The sequence below is a fragment of the Alteraurantiacibacter lauratis genome (assembly GCF_037154155.1).
GTDB lineage: Bacteria > Pseudomonadota > Alphaproteobacteria > Sphingomonadales > Sphingomonadaceae > Alteraurantiacibacter > Alteraurantiacibacter lauratis.
The window spans coordinates 118,273-133,923 of record NZ_JBANRN010000002.1 but is presented as its reverse complement, the minus strand read 5'-3'; the positions used below and the strand labels follow the sequence as shown (position 1 = coordinate 133,923).

General features: G+C 64.7%; 15 protein-coding genes and 1 riboswitch. Of the genes, 2 read left to right on the top strand and 13 right to left on the bottom strand.

What is annotated here, in order from left to right:
• Positions 1-37: 37 nt before the first annotated feature.
• The 12 genes from WFP39_RS02935 to WFP39_RS02880 all read right to left on the bottom strand — a co-directional run bounded on the left by WFP39_RS02935 (position 38) and on the right by WFP39_RS02880 (position 13,893).
• Positions 38-2,809 carry a phosphoenolpyruvate carboxylase gene (locus tag WFP39_RS02935; RefSeq protein WP_336917643.1) on the bottom strand — a complete coding sequence of 924 codons (2,772 nt, stop codon included), beginning with the start codon at positions 2,807-2,809 and terminating at the stop codon, positions 38-40.
• Complete coding sequence (gene eda, locus WFP39_RS02930) at positions 2,809-3,429, bottom strand: bifunctional 4-hydroxy-2-oxoglutarate aldolase/2-dehydro-3-deoxy-phosphogluconate aldolase (protein WP_336917642.1); 621 nt, start codon at positions 3,427-3,429, stop codon at positions 2,809-2,811. Before eda ends, WFP39_RS02935 begins: the two co-directional genes overlap by 1 nt.
• Complete coding sequence (locus WFP39_RS02925) at positions 3,426-4,412, bottom strand: glucokinase (RefSeq protein ID WP_336917641.1); 987 nt, start codon at positions 4,410-4,412, stop codon at positions 3,426-3,428. Before WFP39_RS02925 ends, eda begins: the two co-directional genes overlap by 4 nt.
• Positions 4,412-6,238, bottom strand: a complete 1,827-nt coding sequence (edd, locus tag WFP39_RS02920; RefSeq protein WP_336917640.1) for a phosphogluconate dehydratase — start codon at positions 6,236-6,238, stop codon at positions 4,412-4,414. Before edd ends, WFP39_RS02925 begins: the two co-directional genes overlap by 1 nt.
• Complete coding sequence (zwf, locus tag WFP39_RS02915; RefSeq protein WP_336917639.1) at positions 6,231-7,673, bottom strand: glucose-6-phosphate dehydrogenase; 1,443 nt, start codon at positions 7,671-7,673, stop codon at positions 6,231-6,233. The genes edd and zwf overlap by 8 nt, the downstream gene beginning before the upstream one ends.
• Positions 7,674-7,844: 171 nt before the next feature.
• Positions 7,845-8,645 carry a transglutaminase-like domain-containing protein gene (locus WFP39_RS02910; protein WP_336917638.1) on the bottom strand — a complete coding sequence of 267 codons (801 nt, stop codon included), beginning with the start codon at positions 8,643-8,645 and terminating at the stop codon, positions 7,845-7,847.
• Between the two features lie 58 nt (positions 8,646-8,703).
• Positions 8,704-9,120, bottom strand: a complete 417-nt coding sequence (locus WFP39_RS02905) for a secondary thiamine-phosphate synthase enzyme YjbQ (protein ID WP_336917637.1) — start codon at positions 9,118-9,120, stop codon at positions 8,704-8,706.
• Between the two features lie 2 nt (positions 9,121-9,122).
• The gene (gene rimO / locus WFP39_RS02900) at positions 9,123-10,493 is read right to left on the bottom strand and encodes a 30S ribosomal protein S12 methylthiotransferase RimO (RefSeq protein WP_336917636.1); all 1,371 of its coding nucleotides are present in this window, start codon (positions 10,491-10,493) and stop codon (positions 9,123-9,125) included.
• Between the two features lie 49 nt (positions 10,494-10,542).
• Entirely contained in the window at positions 10,543-11,604 is a 1,062-nt protein-coding gene (locus WFP39_RS02895) for a potassium channel family protein (protein ID WP_336917635.1), read from the bottom strand.
• A gap of 2 nt (positions 11,605-11,606) precedes the next feature.
• Entirely contained in the window at positions 11,607-12,362 is a 756-nt protein-coding gene (gene surE, locus WFP39_RS02890; RefSeq protein ID WP_336917634.1) for a 5'/3'-nucleotidase SurE, read from the bottom strand.
• Positions 12,362-13,642 (bottom strand): serine--tRNA ligase, encoded by a 1,281-nt coding sequence (gene serS / locus WFP39_RS02885; RefSeq protein WP_336917633.1) that lies wholly within the window; start codon positions 13,640-13,642, stop codon positions 12,362-12,364. The genes surE and serS overlap by 1 nt, the downstream gene beginning before the upstream one ends.
• Positions 13,643-13,704: 62 nt before the next feature.
• Positions 13,705-13,893: a YgaP family membrane protein gene (locus tag WFP39_RS02880; protein ID WP_336917632.1), complete on the bottom strand. Its 189-nt coding sequence runs from the start codon at positions 13,891-13,893 to the stop codon at positions 13,705-13,707.
• Between the two features lie 152 nt (positions 13,894-14,045).
• Positions 14,046-14,147: riboswitch (SAM-I-IV-variant riboswitch) on the top strand.
• Between the two features lie 45 nt (positions 14,148-14,192).
• Between WFP39_RS02880 and WFP39_RS02875 the strand changes: the two genes are divergently transcribed.
• Positions 14,193-14,501 carry a hypothetical protein gene (locus WFP39_RS02875; protein WP_336917631.1) on the top strand — a complete coding sequence of 103 codons (309 nt, stop codon included), beginning with the start codon at positions 14,193-14,195 and terminating at the stop codon, positions 14,499-14,501.
• Positions 14,498-14,812 (top strand): hypothetical protein, encoded by a 315-nt coding sequence (locus tag WFP39_RS02870; protein WP_336917630.1) that lies wholly within the window; start codon positions 14,498-14,500, stop codon positions 14,810-14,812. Before WFP39_RS02875 ends, WFP39_RS02870 begins: the two co-directional genes overlap by 4 nt.
• A gap of 27 nt (positions 14,813-14,839) precedes the next feature.
• Here WFP39_RS02870 and WFP39_RS02865 read toward each other — a convergent pair whose 3' ends face one another.
• On the bottom strand, positions 14,840-15,598 hold the full coding sequence (locus tag WFP39_RS02865) for an HpcH/HpaI aldolase family protein (RefSeq protein WP_336917629.1): 759 nt from the start codon (positions 15,596-15,598) through the stop codon (positions 14,840-14,842).
• Between the last annotated feature and the right edge of the window lie 53 nt (positions 15,599-15,651).

Genomic DNA, 15,651 nt, shown 5'->3' with positions numbered 1-15,651 from the left:
TCTGGACGCCTGCCGGGCAAGCGCTTAACGCGCCCTTTCACCCATGCGCGCCGAAGATATTCGCAATCGCGGTGGTGATGCGCAAAGACAAGTCGTAGGCCTGTTCGATCGGGTCGATGAAATCGCGCCGGATGGCGGCATAACCCTGATCCTCGCCTTCCGGATAATCGGTGGGCTCGTCGAGCTGGAAATCGGTGATCTGCGGAAAGCTGGTGGGATAGGCGCGCCTGAGTTGGGACAGCGCTTCGTCCACGCGCAGGGTGAAGACCATTTCCAGCACATCGTCGCGGCTGACATCGTTGGCGCGGCTGAAGACCGGCACACTAACCGCCCGGATGAACATGTGCTGGAACAGCGCCAGCCGCAGCGCCTGTGCCGCGCCGATCATCCGGCGGGTATCCTCGCTGGCTGGTACGCTGTTTTCTTCGGGTATCAACGCCAGCAGGCGGTGCAGTTTCAGCGCATCGACGCGCAGGCGGCTGGCGAGGCGTCGGAACACGCCCACCCGGTCGTCCTTCACCAGATATTCGGCCAGATATTCGCATGCCGACGCCAGATGGCTTTCGGTGCCGCGATAGGGGCGGCTGGCCCAATAGGCGGAATTGAACAACTCGCCATAGGCGGCGACCGTCTTCACGCTGGCCAGCGCATTGGCGGCGCGCACAAGGCGGATCAGCTGGCGGCCCCGCTCGCTGTCTTTCAGCAGCGCAGCCATTACCTCGTAATTGCCTTCGGCGGCTTCGCCTACGCCCGCAATCACATTCACCGGATAGCCCAGCTGTTGCAGCACCGCATTGTGCGGAATGGCGCGGATTTGGCGCAGGCTCATCTCGCGGTCGGAGGAGATATCGCTTTGCCGGCGCGACACGCGGCTGCCGGTGGGATTGAGCATCCCCAGGCCGAACGCCGTCACCGCGCGGGCATAGGTGCGGCTTGCCAGATGCGCGCGCTGGTGATCCTTGATCGCGCGGTAGAAATCGAGCGAGAGGTCGGTGCGCTGGTAGAACGGATCCTTGGGCGCATCGGGATCGGTATCGGCAGGGGCAAGTTCGGCAATGCGGGTGAGTGTTGCCAGCGCCAGTTCGGGGGTGGCGAACCACAGATAGCCGTCGCCGCCTTGAAAGCTGACCTCCGGCTCCAGCGCGATCCCCGCACGGGCAAAGCGGCGCCGCGCCCAGAGGCTGAGCGGCCAGGCGAGGCGATCCTCCAAGCTGGAGGGGTGCGCGCCGCGCCCCATGCTTTCGCCATGCGTGTTGAAGATCAGCGCAGCAACATCGGCCATGCCGTTTTTCGCCATCGCTTCGGCCAGTCGCCCTTGCAGCCGCTCGATGGCAAGGCTTGCCGGGATTTGCCCGACAAAGCGGCCCGCATCCGAAAAACCGGTCTGGATCGCCACCCGGCCACGCGCGCGGGCGTAATCGCGGTAGATTTCCTCGGCCAGCAATTCGTCCAGAAAGCGCCCGCCATGTTCCAGCGCGCTTTCGGTTTCGAACAAAGGCGAGACATCGACCTTGTCCGCAATCCCGAACAGCTTGGCGAAATAGAGCGCGCAGAGCAGCGTTGCCGGCTCCTCGCACTCGGCAATCAGCATCCGGATCGGCGCGTCGGCATCCACATGGTGCAGGATCTGCGCCATCGCCAGGAATTGCCGGATCGCGGTGCTGCTTTCGATGGCCAGCGCGGCAAAGTTGGAGCGGTGCGGCGTTACCTGTTCAATCGCGCGGCGCAGGTGAAGGATAGCGCCCTTGCTGGCGAGGTCGAGCGTGCCTTCGGGGTCAAGCTTGCGGCGGATCGCATTGCCCAATTGCTTGGCGTTCACGCGGAAATGGATCCAGCCCATGCCAAGGCCATCGGCGCGCATCGCTGCGGCGAGTGTTTTGAGCGCTATGGCCCGCTCGGCCCCCGTCTGTGTCGCTTCGGTTTCCAGCGCGGCGATCAGCGGTTTGAGCGACAGGAGCTTGCGCGGGTCTTTCGCGGTCAGCCGGTTGGCGGCAACCGAAAGCGCGGCAGGATCGGAAAGGTCGGCGGCAAAATCGCTCGCCCGGTCGGCCGCGTAACCGGCAGCAGGGCGCAATTCCTTGAGCAGCGGATGCCCTGCGTCAATCGCGGCCAATTGATCGCAATACCGGGCCAGCCGCTCGGCCTTTTCCGCCAGCCGGAACCCGATGGATGCCGACCAGGTGATATCGGTGCGGCCGTCCATGTCATAGCCGACCCAACTGGCAAAGCGGAAAGGCAGAGGGGCAAGTTCATGCCAGCGATCGGGCCATGTCTTTGCCGCATGCGCCAGAATGGCGCGCACGATCTGGTCGCGGGCATCCTGCGCATGGGCAATCGCGCGCATGGCCTCCGCATGTTCGTGCGCCAGCGTTAGCTTGGGCCTTGGCCCCTTGATGGCGGCGGGCATGATGGGATCTGCGCTGGCGGTAGCCAATGCCAGCGCCTCAGTCTGCGCCGGGGTGAGCAGGAAAGTCGGATGCGCGGTGAAGACCGCGTGCAATTGCGGCCGCTGCCAGCGCGCGGCGAAGGCATCGAAAGCGGTTTCGGTGAAGCACGAGGCGAGCGCGGCGGCATTGTCTGCGGCATCGGTCGGGGACAGCAGGCGGCCGAGATGCCGCGCCCGGTGCGACAGCGCGCTGCATTCCAGTTCGGTTATCAGCGCGGCGCAATCGGCCAGCGTCAGTTCCCCACTCTCGATCAGGCGCGACAGATCGAGCGAGAGCTGGAAGACGGGGTTGAACAGCGGCGTTTCGGCGGTGCGCAGGTGCAATTCCTGCAAGCGGTGGGTGAGGTGCGCCAGCGACCTCATCAGCCTTGCGCCCCGCCAAGCGCGGCAGCCTCGACCGCCAGCGCGTGTATCTGCTCCGGACTCGCACCCGGCTTGACGATCCAGCTGCCTCCCACGCACAGGACTTGTGGATGGGCCAGCCAATCGGGTGCGGTGGCGGCGGTGATGCCGCCGGTGGGGCAGAACTTCGCCCGGAAGAACGGCCCGGCCAAGGCTTTCAGAGCAGGCAGGCCGCCCGCAGCCATGGCGGGGAAGAATTTGAAATGTTCCAGCCCCAAATCCATCCCGCGCATGATATCGCCTGCCGTGGCGGTGCCGGGCAGGAAGGGCACGCCCGCCTTGATCGCAGCCTGTCCCAGCGGCTCGGTCAGGCCGGGCGAAACGATAAACTCGGCACCCGCCGACAGGGCGCTGTCGAGCTGCTCCTTGTTCGTCACTGTGCCCGCGCCCACAATCGCGCCGCGCACAAGGTTCATCCGCCGGATCACGTCGAGAGCATTGGCGGTGCGCAGCGTGACTTCGAGCACTTTCAGACCGCCTTCGACGAGCGCATCGGCAATCTCGCGCGCTTCGCCGGCATCCTCGATCACCAGCACGGGGATGACGGGCGCGGTGCGCATGATTTTCTCGATGGGGGTCATGTCGTATGCTCCGCTGCAAAGGCTGCCGCGGCGCCGAACAGGCCGGGCTGTGGGTGAGTGATAAGCTTGACCGGGATTTCGGCCATCATCGATTCAAAGCGGCCCTTGGCGCGGAACCTTTCGGCAAAGCCCGAACGCGGCAGAAGGTCGCGCAGGCGGTAACCCAGCCCGCCAGCGATCACTACGCCGCTTGCGCCCTGCGCCAGCGCGGTATCACCCGCCACCGCGCCCAGCGACAGGCAGAACCGATCCATTGCGGCGGCGGCCAGGCTGTCCGATCCGTCCATCGCGGCGGTCCAGATCGCCACGTCCGACATGGCAGGGACAGAGCGCCCCTCCATCGCGGCGAGCGTGTTGTAGATTTCCACAATTGCCGGGCCGGACACCACCCGTTCCACCGAAACGCGCAAATGCGCCTTGCGCAGGCGGGCAAGGATCGCGTCCTCGATATGGTCGAGCGGGGCGAAATCGACATGGCCGCCTTCGGTCGCCTGCACATGAACAAAGCCGTGCCCGTCGCGCCGCAGCCATGCGACGCCAAGGCCCGTTCCGGGGCCAAGCACGCTGATGACGCCGCTGGCCGGCAGCGGACGATCCGGCCCCGCCAAATGCAGGAACTGCCCTTCCGGCGCGGCGGCGACGGCATGGGCAATGGCGGCAAAATCGTTGACCAGCGTATAGGCGTCCACGCCCAGCTTTTCGGGGATCAGCGCGGGGCGGATGATCCACGGATTGTTGGTAAAGCGGATCACCTCGCCGCCCACCGGCCCGGCAATGGCGATGGCCACGCGGGGAGGCAGGGTGCCGCCCATGCGGCCGCGGAAATCCTCCCACGCGGTCTGGAAACTGGCGTGATCGCTGGTGTGCAGCGTGACCGGATCGTCCAGCGTGATCGCCCCGTCTGCGCCTATGCGGGCGATGGCAAGGCGCGCATGGGTGCCGCCGATGTCGACCGCGACCAGATCGGTGGCCTGCGCGTCCATCACAGGCCTGCCGCCGCCATCATCGCGCTGCCGCCTTTTTCCGCCTCGTCCGCGCCGAGGCGGAACATCGCAAAAATCTCGCGGCCTGTGCCGCTGGCGGGCGGGGGCGGTGGGGCGGGGGTACGGGTCGAGAGATCGGCCGTGGTCGAGAGCGTTCCGTCGCGCGCACACAGCCGCACCACATCGCCATCCTGCAGCAGCGAGAGCGGCCCGCCGCCAAGGGCTTCGGGGCTCACATGGATCGCAGCGGGCACCTTGCCGCTCGCCCCGCTCATCCGGCCATCGGTGACCAGCGCGACCTTGTAACCCTTGTCCTGCAACACCCCCAGCATCGGGGTGAGCGCGTGGAGTTCGGGCATGCCGTTGGCGCGTGGCCCCTGAAAGCGCACGACGACGACCACATCGCGGTCCAGTTCGCCCGCCTTGAAGGCGGCAGCCACGTCCTTCTGATCGGCAAAGATGCGGCACGGCGCCTCGATCGTGTAGCGGTCGGGGGTGACGGCGCTGGTCTTGAAACAGGCGCGGCCCAGATTGCCGGTGACAAGCCGCATCCCGCCATCCGGTTGGAACGGATCGCTGGCCGGGCGCAGCATCGAGGGATCGCCGCTTTCTCCCACATCGCGCCAGTTCAGCCTATCGGCGTCCAGCCAGGGTTCGCGCGCATATTCGGCCAAGCCTTGCGTGCCTTCGGGGCTGCCCACGGTCAGGATGTCGTCATGCGCAAGGCCCGCTTTCAGCAATTCGCCCACGACAAAGCCGATGCCGCCGGCCGCGTGGAAGTGATTCACATCGCCCGCGCCATTGGGATAGACATGGGCGAGCAGCGGCACGGCGGACGACAGCTCGTCCAGATCGGTCCAGTCGATAATCACCCCCGCCGCGCGGGCAAAGGCGGGGATGTGGATCGCGTGATTGGTGGACCCGCCCGTGGCGAGCAGGCCGACAGCGGCGTTGATCACCGCCTTTTCATCCACGCACTGCGCCAGCGGACGGTAATCGTTCCCTTCGCGCGTAATCGCGGCAAGGCGGTGGATCGCTGCCCGGTCCAGAGCCTGACGCAGCGGCGTGCCCGGCTGCACAAAGGCCGCGCCGGGCAGATGCAGGCCCATCAGTTCCATCATCATCTGATTGGAATTGGCGGTGCCGTAAAAGGTGCAGGTCCCCGGCGAGTGGTAACTTTTCGCCTCGCTTTCCAGCAGTTCGGCGCGGCCCACCTTGCCTTCGGCGTAAAGCTGACGGACAGCCTGCTTTTCCTTGTTGGGGATGCCGCTGGGCATGGGGCCGGACGGCACGAACATGGCTGGCAGCCAGCCAAACCGCAGGCTGCCCATCAGCAGGCCCGGCACGATCTTGTCGCAAATGCCCAGCAGCGCGACCGCATCATACATATGGTGCGACAAGCCAACCGCCGTGGCCAGCGCAATCACATCGCGGCTGAACAGCGACAGTTCCATCCCGTCGGCGCCCTGCGTCACCCCGTCGCACATGGCGGGCGTGGCCCCGGCCACCTGCGCGGTTGCGCCCACCTCGCGCGCATAGACTTTCAGGCGTGGGGGATAGGCGCCATAGGGCTGATGCGCGGAAATCGTGTCGTTGTAAGCGGAGATGATACCGATATTCGGCCCCGCGCGGGTGGCGATGGCCTGCTTGTCCTCCCCCGCCGCGGCAAAGCCGTGGGCGAGGTTGGAACAGGGCATCTTCGCGTTGCGATCCGCATGACGCTCGGCCTCCTCGGCCATCAGCGCGAGATAGGCACTGCGGCTGGCGCGGCTCCTCTCGATGATCCGGTCGGTAACCCGTTCAAGGGCCGGGTGCAGCCTACTCATGCCAGCTTACTCCGTCTCGTTCGGCCAAGGCGATCGCCGCGCTCGGCCCCCACGAGCCCGCGGCATAGGGTTTGGGCGTGATCCCCTCGCGCGCCCAGGTTTCGCGGATGGCGTCGATCCACTGCCACTGCGCCTCGACCTCGTCCCGGCGGACGAACAGCGTCTGGTCGCCTTCAATCAGATCGAGCAGCAGGCGCTCATAGGCAATCCGCTTGAACTTGCCCGAAAAGGCATCGGGCATGGCGATATCGAGCGGCACGCTGCGCAGCACCATGCCTTGCTGATCGATCCCCGGCACCTTCGCCATCAGGGTGAGCGAAATGTTCTCTTCGGGCTGGATGCCGATCACCAGCCGGTTGGGCTTCATCTTCGCGCCGGGGAAGATCGAATGCGGCACCTGTCGGAACTGCACGATGATCTCGGTCACGCGGCGGGCCAGTCGCTTGCCCGTGCGCAGATAGAAGGGTACGCCGCGCCAGCGCCAGTTGTCGACATGCGCCTTCAGCGCAACGAATGTCTCGGTATCGCTGTCCCGGCCCAGCTCCTCGTCATAGCCGGGCACGATCTGGCCGGCGCTTGCCCCGCCGCGATATTGGCCGGTCACGATCTCGTCCGCCGAAACGGGTCGCAGCGCGCGCAGCACTTTCACCTTTTCATCGCGCACGGCGTTGGCATCAAAGCTGCCCGGCGGCTCCATCGCCACCAGCGCGAGGAGTTGCAGCATATGGTTCTGCACCATGTCGCGCAGCGCGCCGGCATCGTCGTAGAAATCGACTCGGCTTTCGAGCCCGACCGTCTCGGCCACGGTGATCTGCACATGGTCGATATACTGGCTGCGCCACAGCGGTTCGAAAAACAGGTTGGCAAAGCGCAGTGCCAAGAGGTTCTGCACCGTTTCCTTGCCCAGATAGTGATCGATGCGGAAAATGCGGTTTTCGGGGAAGGCGGTTGCCACGGCATCGTTGATCGCGGCGGAGGAGGCCAGATCGCTGCCCAGCGGCTTTTCCAGGCTGATGCGCGCGCCCTTGCCATCCTTGGCCCCGGCAAGGCCGGCACTCGCCAGCCCTTCGATTGTTGGCTTGAACAGGCTGGGCGCGGTGGACAGGAAAATGGCCAGATCTTCACCCGGCCCCGCCTTCTTGGCCAATTCGGCATAGCCTTCGGGCGCGGTCACATCGAGCTGCTGATAAGACAGGCGGTTGAGGAAATCGGCCATTCCGCCGCGGCGTTCGGCAGGCAGGAATTTTTCCAGTGCGTCGCGCGCAAAATTGCGGAACTGCGCATCGTTCATTTCCGAACGCGCGGTGCCCACGATGCGCAAATCTTCGGGCACCAGCTTTTCGGCATGGAGCGCGCAGAGTGAGGGCAACAGCATGCGGCGCGACAGATCGCCCGTGGCACCAAACAACAGCAAGGTATGGGCGCGGCCCGTCATGCGATTCCCCCGCGAAAATCCAATTCGCCGTTCATACTATCCCCTCGTTCATGCTGCGCCGCAATAGAGCGCGGGCAAAAAGTGCCTGTCCATCCCAACGGACATTATTGGGAGCGCTATCATTGCTTTTCAAAAACGGGAAGAGGCGATGGCGGTGCAAAGCGGCGCAGATCAATCGCGCGCGGTGACTTTCACTTCGTGTTCGCCGTAATCGGCATTGCCGAACACGGTCATGAAGCTGACATCGGCGGCATCGTGGCCCACCCCAATCTTTGCCGTGTGGGCCGGGTCGGCCATGCCGGTTGCGTCGACCATATGCCACGCCCCGCCGCCCGGTGTTTCAGGATTGGCGAGGAACACTTCGGCAAGCGCATGAAAATCGGGCGGATCGACGCCGGGCGCGTAACAGCTGACATAGCGAGCCGGAATGGCCGAAGCGCGGGCAAACGCGATCAGCACATGGGCAAAATCGCGGCAGACCCCGCGCCGTTCCACGAAGGTATCGAGCGCGGTGGTGTCGCTCGTGCTGGAGCCGGGAGCATATTCAATCTCGCAGGCGATCCATTCGCGCATGAGATTGATCCGCGCGCCGCCTTGCAGGCCGCCAAACCGCGTGGCGACAAAACTTTGCAGCCGGTCGGCCTGGCAATAGCGCGAATCGAACAGATAGCCGACCGTTTCGGCAGGCAATTCGTGCGGATCGAGCGCGGGCAGGGCGGCAATGTCGGCGAGCTGGCGCTGCACCTCCACCTGCGCGGCATAGGATACCTCAAATTCCCCTTCGGCGCGCAGCAGCAGGCGTTCCCCAATTTGATCGGTCGAAGGAACGCGCGCAAGGTGGAGTGTTTCGCTTAACCGGGTATCGGCGCGCAGCACCGCCTGTTCGGGCAATTGCGCAGCTTCGAACTGCAAAAGCACATCGGTTGGCGTGTCGAGCCGGAAGGTGAAGCGGGCAGAGATGTCGAGAGGCATATGGGATTCCCTATGCCTCAGCCGTCGCGCGGTTCCCAGCGCCGTGTTGGCGCGGTCGCTAATCGGTCAGCAAATGCGCCACAATCTGCCGCCGGTGCGGGTGCGCGCGGTGTTCGGCAAGGTAGATGCCCTGCCATGTGCCCAGAACCATTCGCCCGTCCACCACGGGGATGGAGAGGCTGTTGCCGGTTAGTGCGCTGCGCAGATGCGCGGGCATATCGTCCGGGCCTTCGTCGTCATGTTCATATCCCGCATTTTCCGGGGCGATCTTCTCCAGCCAGCGCAGGATGTCGCGTTTTACCGCGGGGGCGGCGTTCTCGTTAATGAGCAGGCTGGCCGATGTGTGGCGGCAGAACAGGGTAAGCAGCGCTGTTTGCGCGCCGGTGGAGGCAACCCAGGCGGCCACATCGCGGGTGATTTCCACCAGCGCCTTGCCGGATGTCTGCAGCGTGAAAGTGGTGATATGCTGCGGCAAGGTTAGACGATCACGCCAAACAGGTCGTGCGCGTCGGCGTCCTCGATCTCCACCTGCACGAAATCACCCGCCCGCAGCGTTTCGGGCACGTTGCGCAGGAAAACCGCTCCGTCGATTTCGGGGGCATCAGCCTGGCTGCGGCCCGTGGCGCCGATATCGCCGTCCTCGTCGGGTTCGCCCACCTCGTCGATGATGACAGGCAGCGTGCGGCCCACCTTGGCGGCGAGCTTGGCGGCGCTGATACGCTCGGTCACTTCCATGATCCGGGCGTAGCGGTCTTCCTTCACCTCCTCCGGCACGGGGTCGGGCAGGGCGTTGGCGGCGGCACCTGCAACCGGTTCGAACCGGAAGGCGCCCACGCGATCCAGTTGCGCTTCCTCCAGCCAGTCGAGAAGGTATTGGAAATCCTCTTCCGTCTCGCCCGGAAAGCCGACCACGAAGGATGAGCGCACCGCGATGTCGGGGCAGATTGCGCGCCAGTTTTTGAGCCGTTCGAGCACCTTGGCCTCGTTCGCCGGGCGTTTCATCGCGCGCAGCACCTTGGGGCTGGCGTGCTGGAAGGGAATGTCGAGATAGGGTGTCAGCAGCCCCTCTGCCATCAGCGGAATGACCTGATCGACATGAGGGTAGGGGTAGACATAATGCAGCCGCACCCATGGCGTTTCGCCATGCGGCGTGCGCAACTGCCCCAGCTCACGCGCCAGATCGGTCATATGCGCGCGGACCGGATGGCCCTTCCACATCCGCTCCTCGTGCCGCGTGTCCACCCCGTATGCCGAGGTGTCCTGGCTGATCACCAGCAATTCCTTGGTGCCGGCAGCCACCAGCTTTTCCGCCTCGCGCAGCACAGCGTCCACCCGGCGGCTGGCGAGTTTTCCGCGCAGCGACGGGATGATGCAGAACGCACAGGCGTGGTTGCAGCCTTCGGAAATCTTGAGATAGCTGTAATGGCGCGGGGTCAGCTTGACTCCGGCATCGCCGGCCGGGATCAGGTCAACAAACGGCCCCTGGCTTGGCGGCGCGGCTTCGTGCACGGCCTTCACCACATCTTCGTATTGGTGCGCGCCGGTGATCGCCAACACTTCGGGGAAGCGGGCGCGGATCACCTCCGCCTCGTCCCCCATGCAGCCGGTCACGATCACGCGGCCATTTTCGGCAATCGCCTCGCCAATGGCTTCGAGGCTTTCTTCCTTGGCGGAATCGAGGAAGCCGCAGGTGTTGACCAGCACGACATCCGCCCCGGCATAATCGGCGCTCATCGCGTAGCCATCGGCGCGGAGCGCGGTCAGGATGCGTTCGGAATCGACCAGCGCCTTGGGGCAGCCGAGGCTCACCATGCCTACGCGCTTCTGATCGGGAATCTGGGTCGCCATGATACAGGGGCCCCTACACGCGCACGTGGCATTGCGCCAGAGGCGCGATTCAGCAGCCCGCTTCGGTGGTGTCGGTGGGCAGGATTTCCACAATGATGTCGCCGGGTTGAAGCGCGCAGGCGGCGTCTTCCCAAAAGCCGATCGCCTGCCCCTGCCGGTAAATGCGCAAGCCTCGCCCGCCGCTTTTTACCTGGCTCAACGGTTTGCCTACTTCATCGGGGGCAACGGTGCGTTCGACCAGTTGCACCCTTCCGCTGACGCTGGCGAGATCGGCGAGGTAATCGGCGATATGCGCACCCTGCGCGCTGCCCGCCAGCAGCAGGCCGGTAAAACGCACCGGGTTGATGACATTGTCGGCGCCTGCCTGCCGCGCCAGAATCTCGTTATCGGCCGCGCGCACCACTACGCTGATCGGAACCTTGGGCGCCAGATGGCGCACCGTCAGCACGATCAGGATCGAACTGTCGTCGCGGCCCGCGGATACCAGCACGCTCTGCGCGCTGGCGATGCGCACCGCTTCCAGGTTTTCGTCACGCGCGGCATCGGCGCAGATCACGTTGCAGCCCAGATCCTCGGCAATCTGCAGCCGCTCCTCCGATGGGTCCATGACCACGATCGTGCCCGGATCGGTGCCGCGCTCGATCAGTTCACGCACCGCTTCGGAGCCGGAAACGCCAAAGCCCAGCACCACGATATGATCGGTCAGCGTCTTCTGGATGCGGGCCATGCGGAACTTCTCCCAGCTTCGCTTGATGATGAAATTATAGGCCGTGCCCACGAACAGGAACAGCACCAGCACGCGCACCGGGGTCACGATCACCGCTTCCACCAGCCGCGATCGGTCGGAAATTGGTGCGATATCACCAAAGCCGGTGGTGGTGACCGAGATCATGGTGAAATAGACCACGTCAAGGAAGCTGATATGGCCATCATGATGATCAATCAGGCCTTCACGATCCCACCAGTGGATTGCCACCACCAGACCGATAAGGGCAAAGGCCATCACCAGCCGCAGGCCCAGATCGCCCCAGACGGGCACGTTGACCGCGCGCCTGAGCGGGGTGAAGCGCCGCCGTTCAATCTCCTTGCGGAAGGCGAGGCGACGGGTCATCGTCAATCGCTGAACCTGTCGGCCAGCGTCCCCAGCGCGGCGTAATGCGTGAAATCGAGCTGCAACGGGGTTACCGCGATAAAGCCATCCGCCACAGCTTCCAGATCGGTGCCGTGGTCGAGCGTGTGCTCCATCTCCTCCAGCCCGAACCAAAAATAGGGCCGCCCGCGCGGATCGGTGCCTTCGATCAGGCTGCCGCGCTCGTAATCGTGGAAGCCCTGCCGCGCCACGCGGATGCCTTTCACCTGATCGGCGGGCATATCGGGGAAGTTGACATTGATCAGCGTGCGTTTCGCCATCGGTGCTTCGGCCAAGGCGCGCAGAACGCGCAAGGCCCAGCCATCGGCGGCGGCGAAATCCCTCACCCCGTCGCGCTGCGCCTGGGAAAGCGCAATGGCCGGAATACCCGCCAGCGCGCCTTCCATCGCGGCGGAAATGGTGCCGGAGTAGGTTACGTCATCCGCCAGATTCTCGCCCGCATTGATACCCGAAATGACGAGGTCAGGCTTCCTGTCGGCAAACAGCTTGCGCAGGCCCAGATTGACCGCATCGGTGGGCGTTCCGGTCACGGCAAAGCGCCGCTCGCCATATTGGCGCAGCCGCACGGGCATATGCAGGGTCAGCGAATGGCCCGCGCCCGATTGCTCCTCTGCCGGGGCGCAGACCCACACATCGTCCGACAATTCCGCCGCAATCGCCTCCAGCAATTCAAGGCCGGGGGCGTGGATACCGTCATCATTGGTGAGGAGGATGCGCATCAGGCAGCCGGCACCAGCCGCTCCATCCCGCCGGTATAAGGCAGAAGAGCGGGCGGCACGGTAACCGATCCATCGGCTTGCTGGTAATTTTCCAGCACCGCCACCAGCGTGCGGCCCACCGCCAGCCCGCTGCCGTTCAGCGTATGGACAAAGGCGGTGCCTTTCTGCCCTTCCGGCCGATACCGTGCATTCATGCGCCGCGCCTGAAAATCGCCGCACCACGAAATCGAGCTGATCTCGCGGTAGCTATCCTGACCCGGCAGCCATACTTCGAGGTCATAAGTGCGCCGCGCGCCAAAGCCCATGTCGCCGGTGCAGAGCAGCACCTTGCGGTAAGGCAGGCCCAGCGCCTCAAGGATGCTCTCCGCGCTGCGCACCATGTGGTCATGTTCGGCCTGCGCATCTTCGGGGCGGCAGATGGCGACCAGCTCGACCTTTTCGAACTGGTGCTGACGGATAAAGCCGCGCGTATCGCGCCCCGCCGCGCCTGCCTCGGCACGGAAACAGGGGGTCAGCGCGGTGAGGCGAATGGGGGCGGACAGGTCATCCACGATCATCTCGCGCACCGAATTGGTGAGGGAGACTTCGGCGGTGGGGATCAGCCAGCGACCATCAGTCGTGCCGAACTGATCCTCGAAAAACTTGGGCAATTGCCCCGTGCCGAACATCGCCTCGTCGCGCACCAGCAGCGGCACATTGCATTCGGTATAGCCGTTTTCGCTCGTCTGCTTGTCCAGCATGAACTGCGCCAATGCGCGGTTGAGGCGGGCCATCTGGCCGCGCAGGAAAGTGAAGCGAGCGCCGCTCATCTTGGCGGCGGTTTCGAAATCCATGCCCAGCGCGGGGCCAAGATCGGCATGCTCGACCGCCGGGAAAGCAAAGGCGGGCGGGGTGCCCCAGCGGCTGACCTCGACATTGTCCGCCTCGTCCGCGCCATGCGGCACATCGTCGGCGGGCAGATTGGGAATGGCGGCAAGGATATCGTCGAGCAGCTTGGCAGCCTGCCGCTCCTCCTCCTCCAGCGCGGGCATGGCGGTTTTCAGTTCCGCGACCTCGGCCTTCAGCGCCTCGGCCTGCGCGGTGTCGCCCTTGGCCATCGCCTGCCCGATCAGCTTGGAAGCCTCGTTGCGGCGGCCTTGCATTTCCTGAAGGCGCGTCGAGAAGGCGCGGCGCGCCTCGTCCATCGCGGCAAGGCGCGCGGCCATCGGGTCCAGCCCACGCAGGGCCAGGGCGGCGTCAAACTTTTCCGGGTTTTCGCGGATCAGGCGGATATCATGCATGGGTGCGGGCTATGCCCTTGGCACCGGGGCAATGTCCAGCCTTCAGGCGCAGCAAACTTGCCCTATTTCTTGCAGGTATTCACCCCGATCAGGCTGTAGGCCGGGCAAGTGCGAAGCAGGCCGGTCGCAAGCGGGATCAGGCCCAGCCAGCCCCACGGTGTCTGCGGCCCCACGAAAACCAGCGCGATCAGCACCAGCCCCACCACGATGCGCAAAATGCGGTCAGTCTCGCCAACATTGGTCTTGAACATGGCTTTGATTCCTCCTGCTCCCCGCTTGCTAGCTTACCGCAAGCCCTCTGCCTTTGATAGCGGTCAAGTCACCGGGCAAACGGCAGACCGAATTGGTGGCTTATCCAAACCGCATAAGCCGTTGACACCCGATCCGATCGGCCCGATGCTGGATATGACATCAGGAGAAGGGCAAATCGCTCTCGCCAACCTGCCGACCCGGGCAAGGTGGCTCCCGCAAGGGGATGTGGCCGAAGGCAACCAAGCGGGCCTGTCGCGCAACATCGGTTCGTCCTTCTGTAAGCATGAGGAGATGACCGATGGATAGCGAATGGCGGTCCGGAGACCTTGCCCTGTGCATCAAGCAAGGCCAATGGCGCGACAGCGCGACGCAGGAATATGTCGATTTCGGGCCGAGGGCGGGCGCGCTGCTCACGGTTTGCTGGGTCATGGATGGCGCAGCGATGGGCCGCGGCTCTGGCCTGCTGCTCAACTTTGCCCCTTGGCCGCGCGACTTTTTCGCGGCCCGCAACTTCGTGAAGATAACCCCTGATGCCAAGGCGGTGGACGAGCGAGTGGCTATCGCCTTGCCCGGCGGCGCGCCCGTTGTGGAGCCGGCTGACCAATGATCGCACCGCAGGGCCAGCTGGTGCGCGTGGGCGTGCTGCACACGCTGTATGTGTGCAACCGGGATGATGCCCCTTGGGACGCGGCAGCGCGCGGCGAAGTGTGCGGCCTTGTCGGGCAGTATTTCGCCAGCTTCACCGTGCAGGACGCGCTGGGCGCTTTCTGCGGCACGCTTGCCCCAACGCTGGCGATCACGATCGGCAGCGACGATTTGCCGCGCGTGGTGGCGCTTGGTCAGCGTTTGCGGGCCGCCTACGCGCAGGAAGGCGTGGGGCTGGTCAGCCGGGGCGAATATTTCCGGCTGGTTGCTTGAGACATCCTGTCTGGCTGACCCCTGCCTTCACCCCCCGCGCACATCCGCCAGAACGGCGCGCGCGCCCGAAATCAGCAGGCCGATATCGGTGCCCACAGAAGCAAAGGCAAAGCCCTTGGCAAAGGAATCGCGCGCGTGCTGGGGCGACACGGCAAAGATGCCTGCCGGCTTGCCCGCCGCCTTGATTACCGCCAGCGCCTGATCCACCGCCGCGGTCACTTCCGGGTGCAGCGGATCGCCCAGATGGCCGAGCGATGCCGCAAGATCCGACGGACCGATGAACAGCGCGTCAACCCCGTCAACCGCGGCAATCTCGGCCACATTTTCAAGGCCCGCCCGGCTCTCGATCTGCACGATCAGCGTGATGTGCTGGTCGGCATTGTGCAGGTAATCGGCATCCACGCCGAAATCCGCGCCGCGGCTGGTGGCGCTGGATACGCCGCGAATGCCGCGCGGGGGGAAACGGCAGTAGCGCACCAGATCGGCCGCTTGCTCCGCACTTTCCACCATCGGCACCAGCAGGCTGTGCAGCCCAAGGTCGAGATATTGCTTGAACACCACCGGTTCGCCAAAAGCCACGCGAACAATGGTTTCGACCGGGAAAGGCGCGATCGCCTGCGCCTGTGCCAGCAGCGTCTGGATAGTGTTGGGCGAATGTTCGGCATCCAGCAGCAGCCAGTCAAACCCCTGCCGGGCGCAGATTTCGGCGGCGTAATTGTTCGCCAGCGCCTGCCACAGGCCGATCAGCGGTTTTCCTGTCCGCAGCTTGTCACGGAAACTGGTCACAAAAACTCCTGCGAATCATAGGGTTGATTGCCGGCCCTTTGGCGGATTTCGTG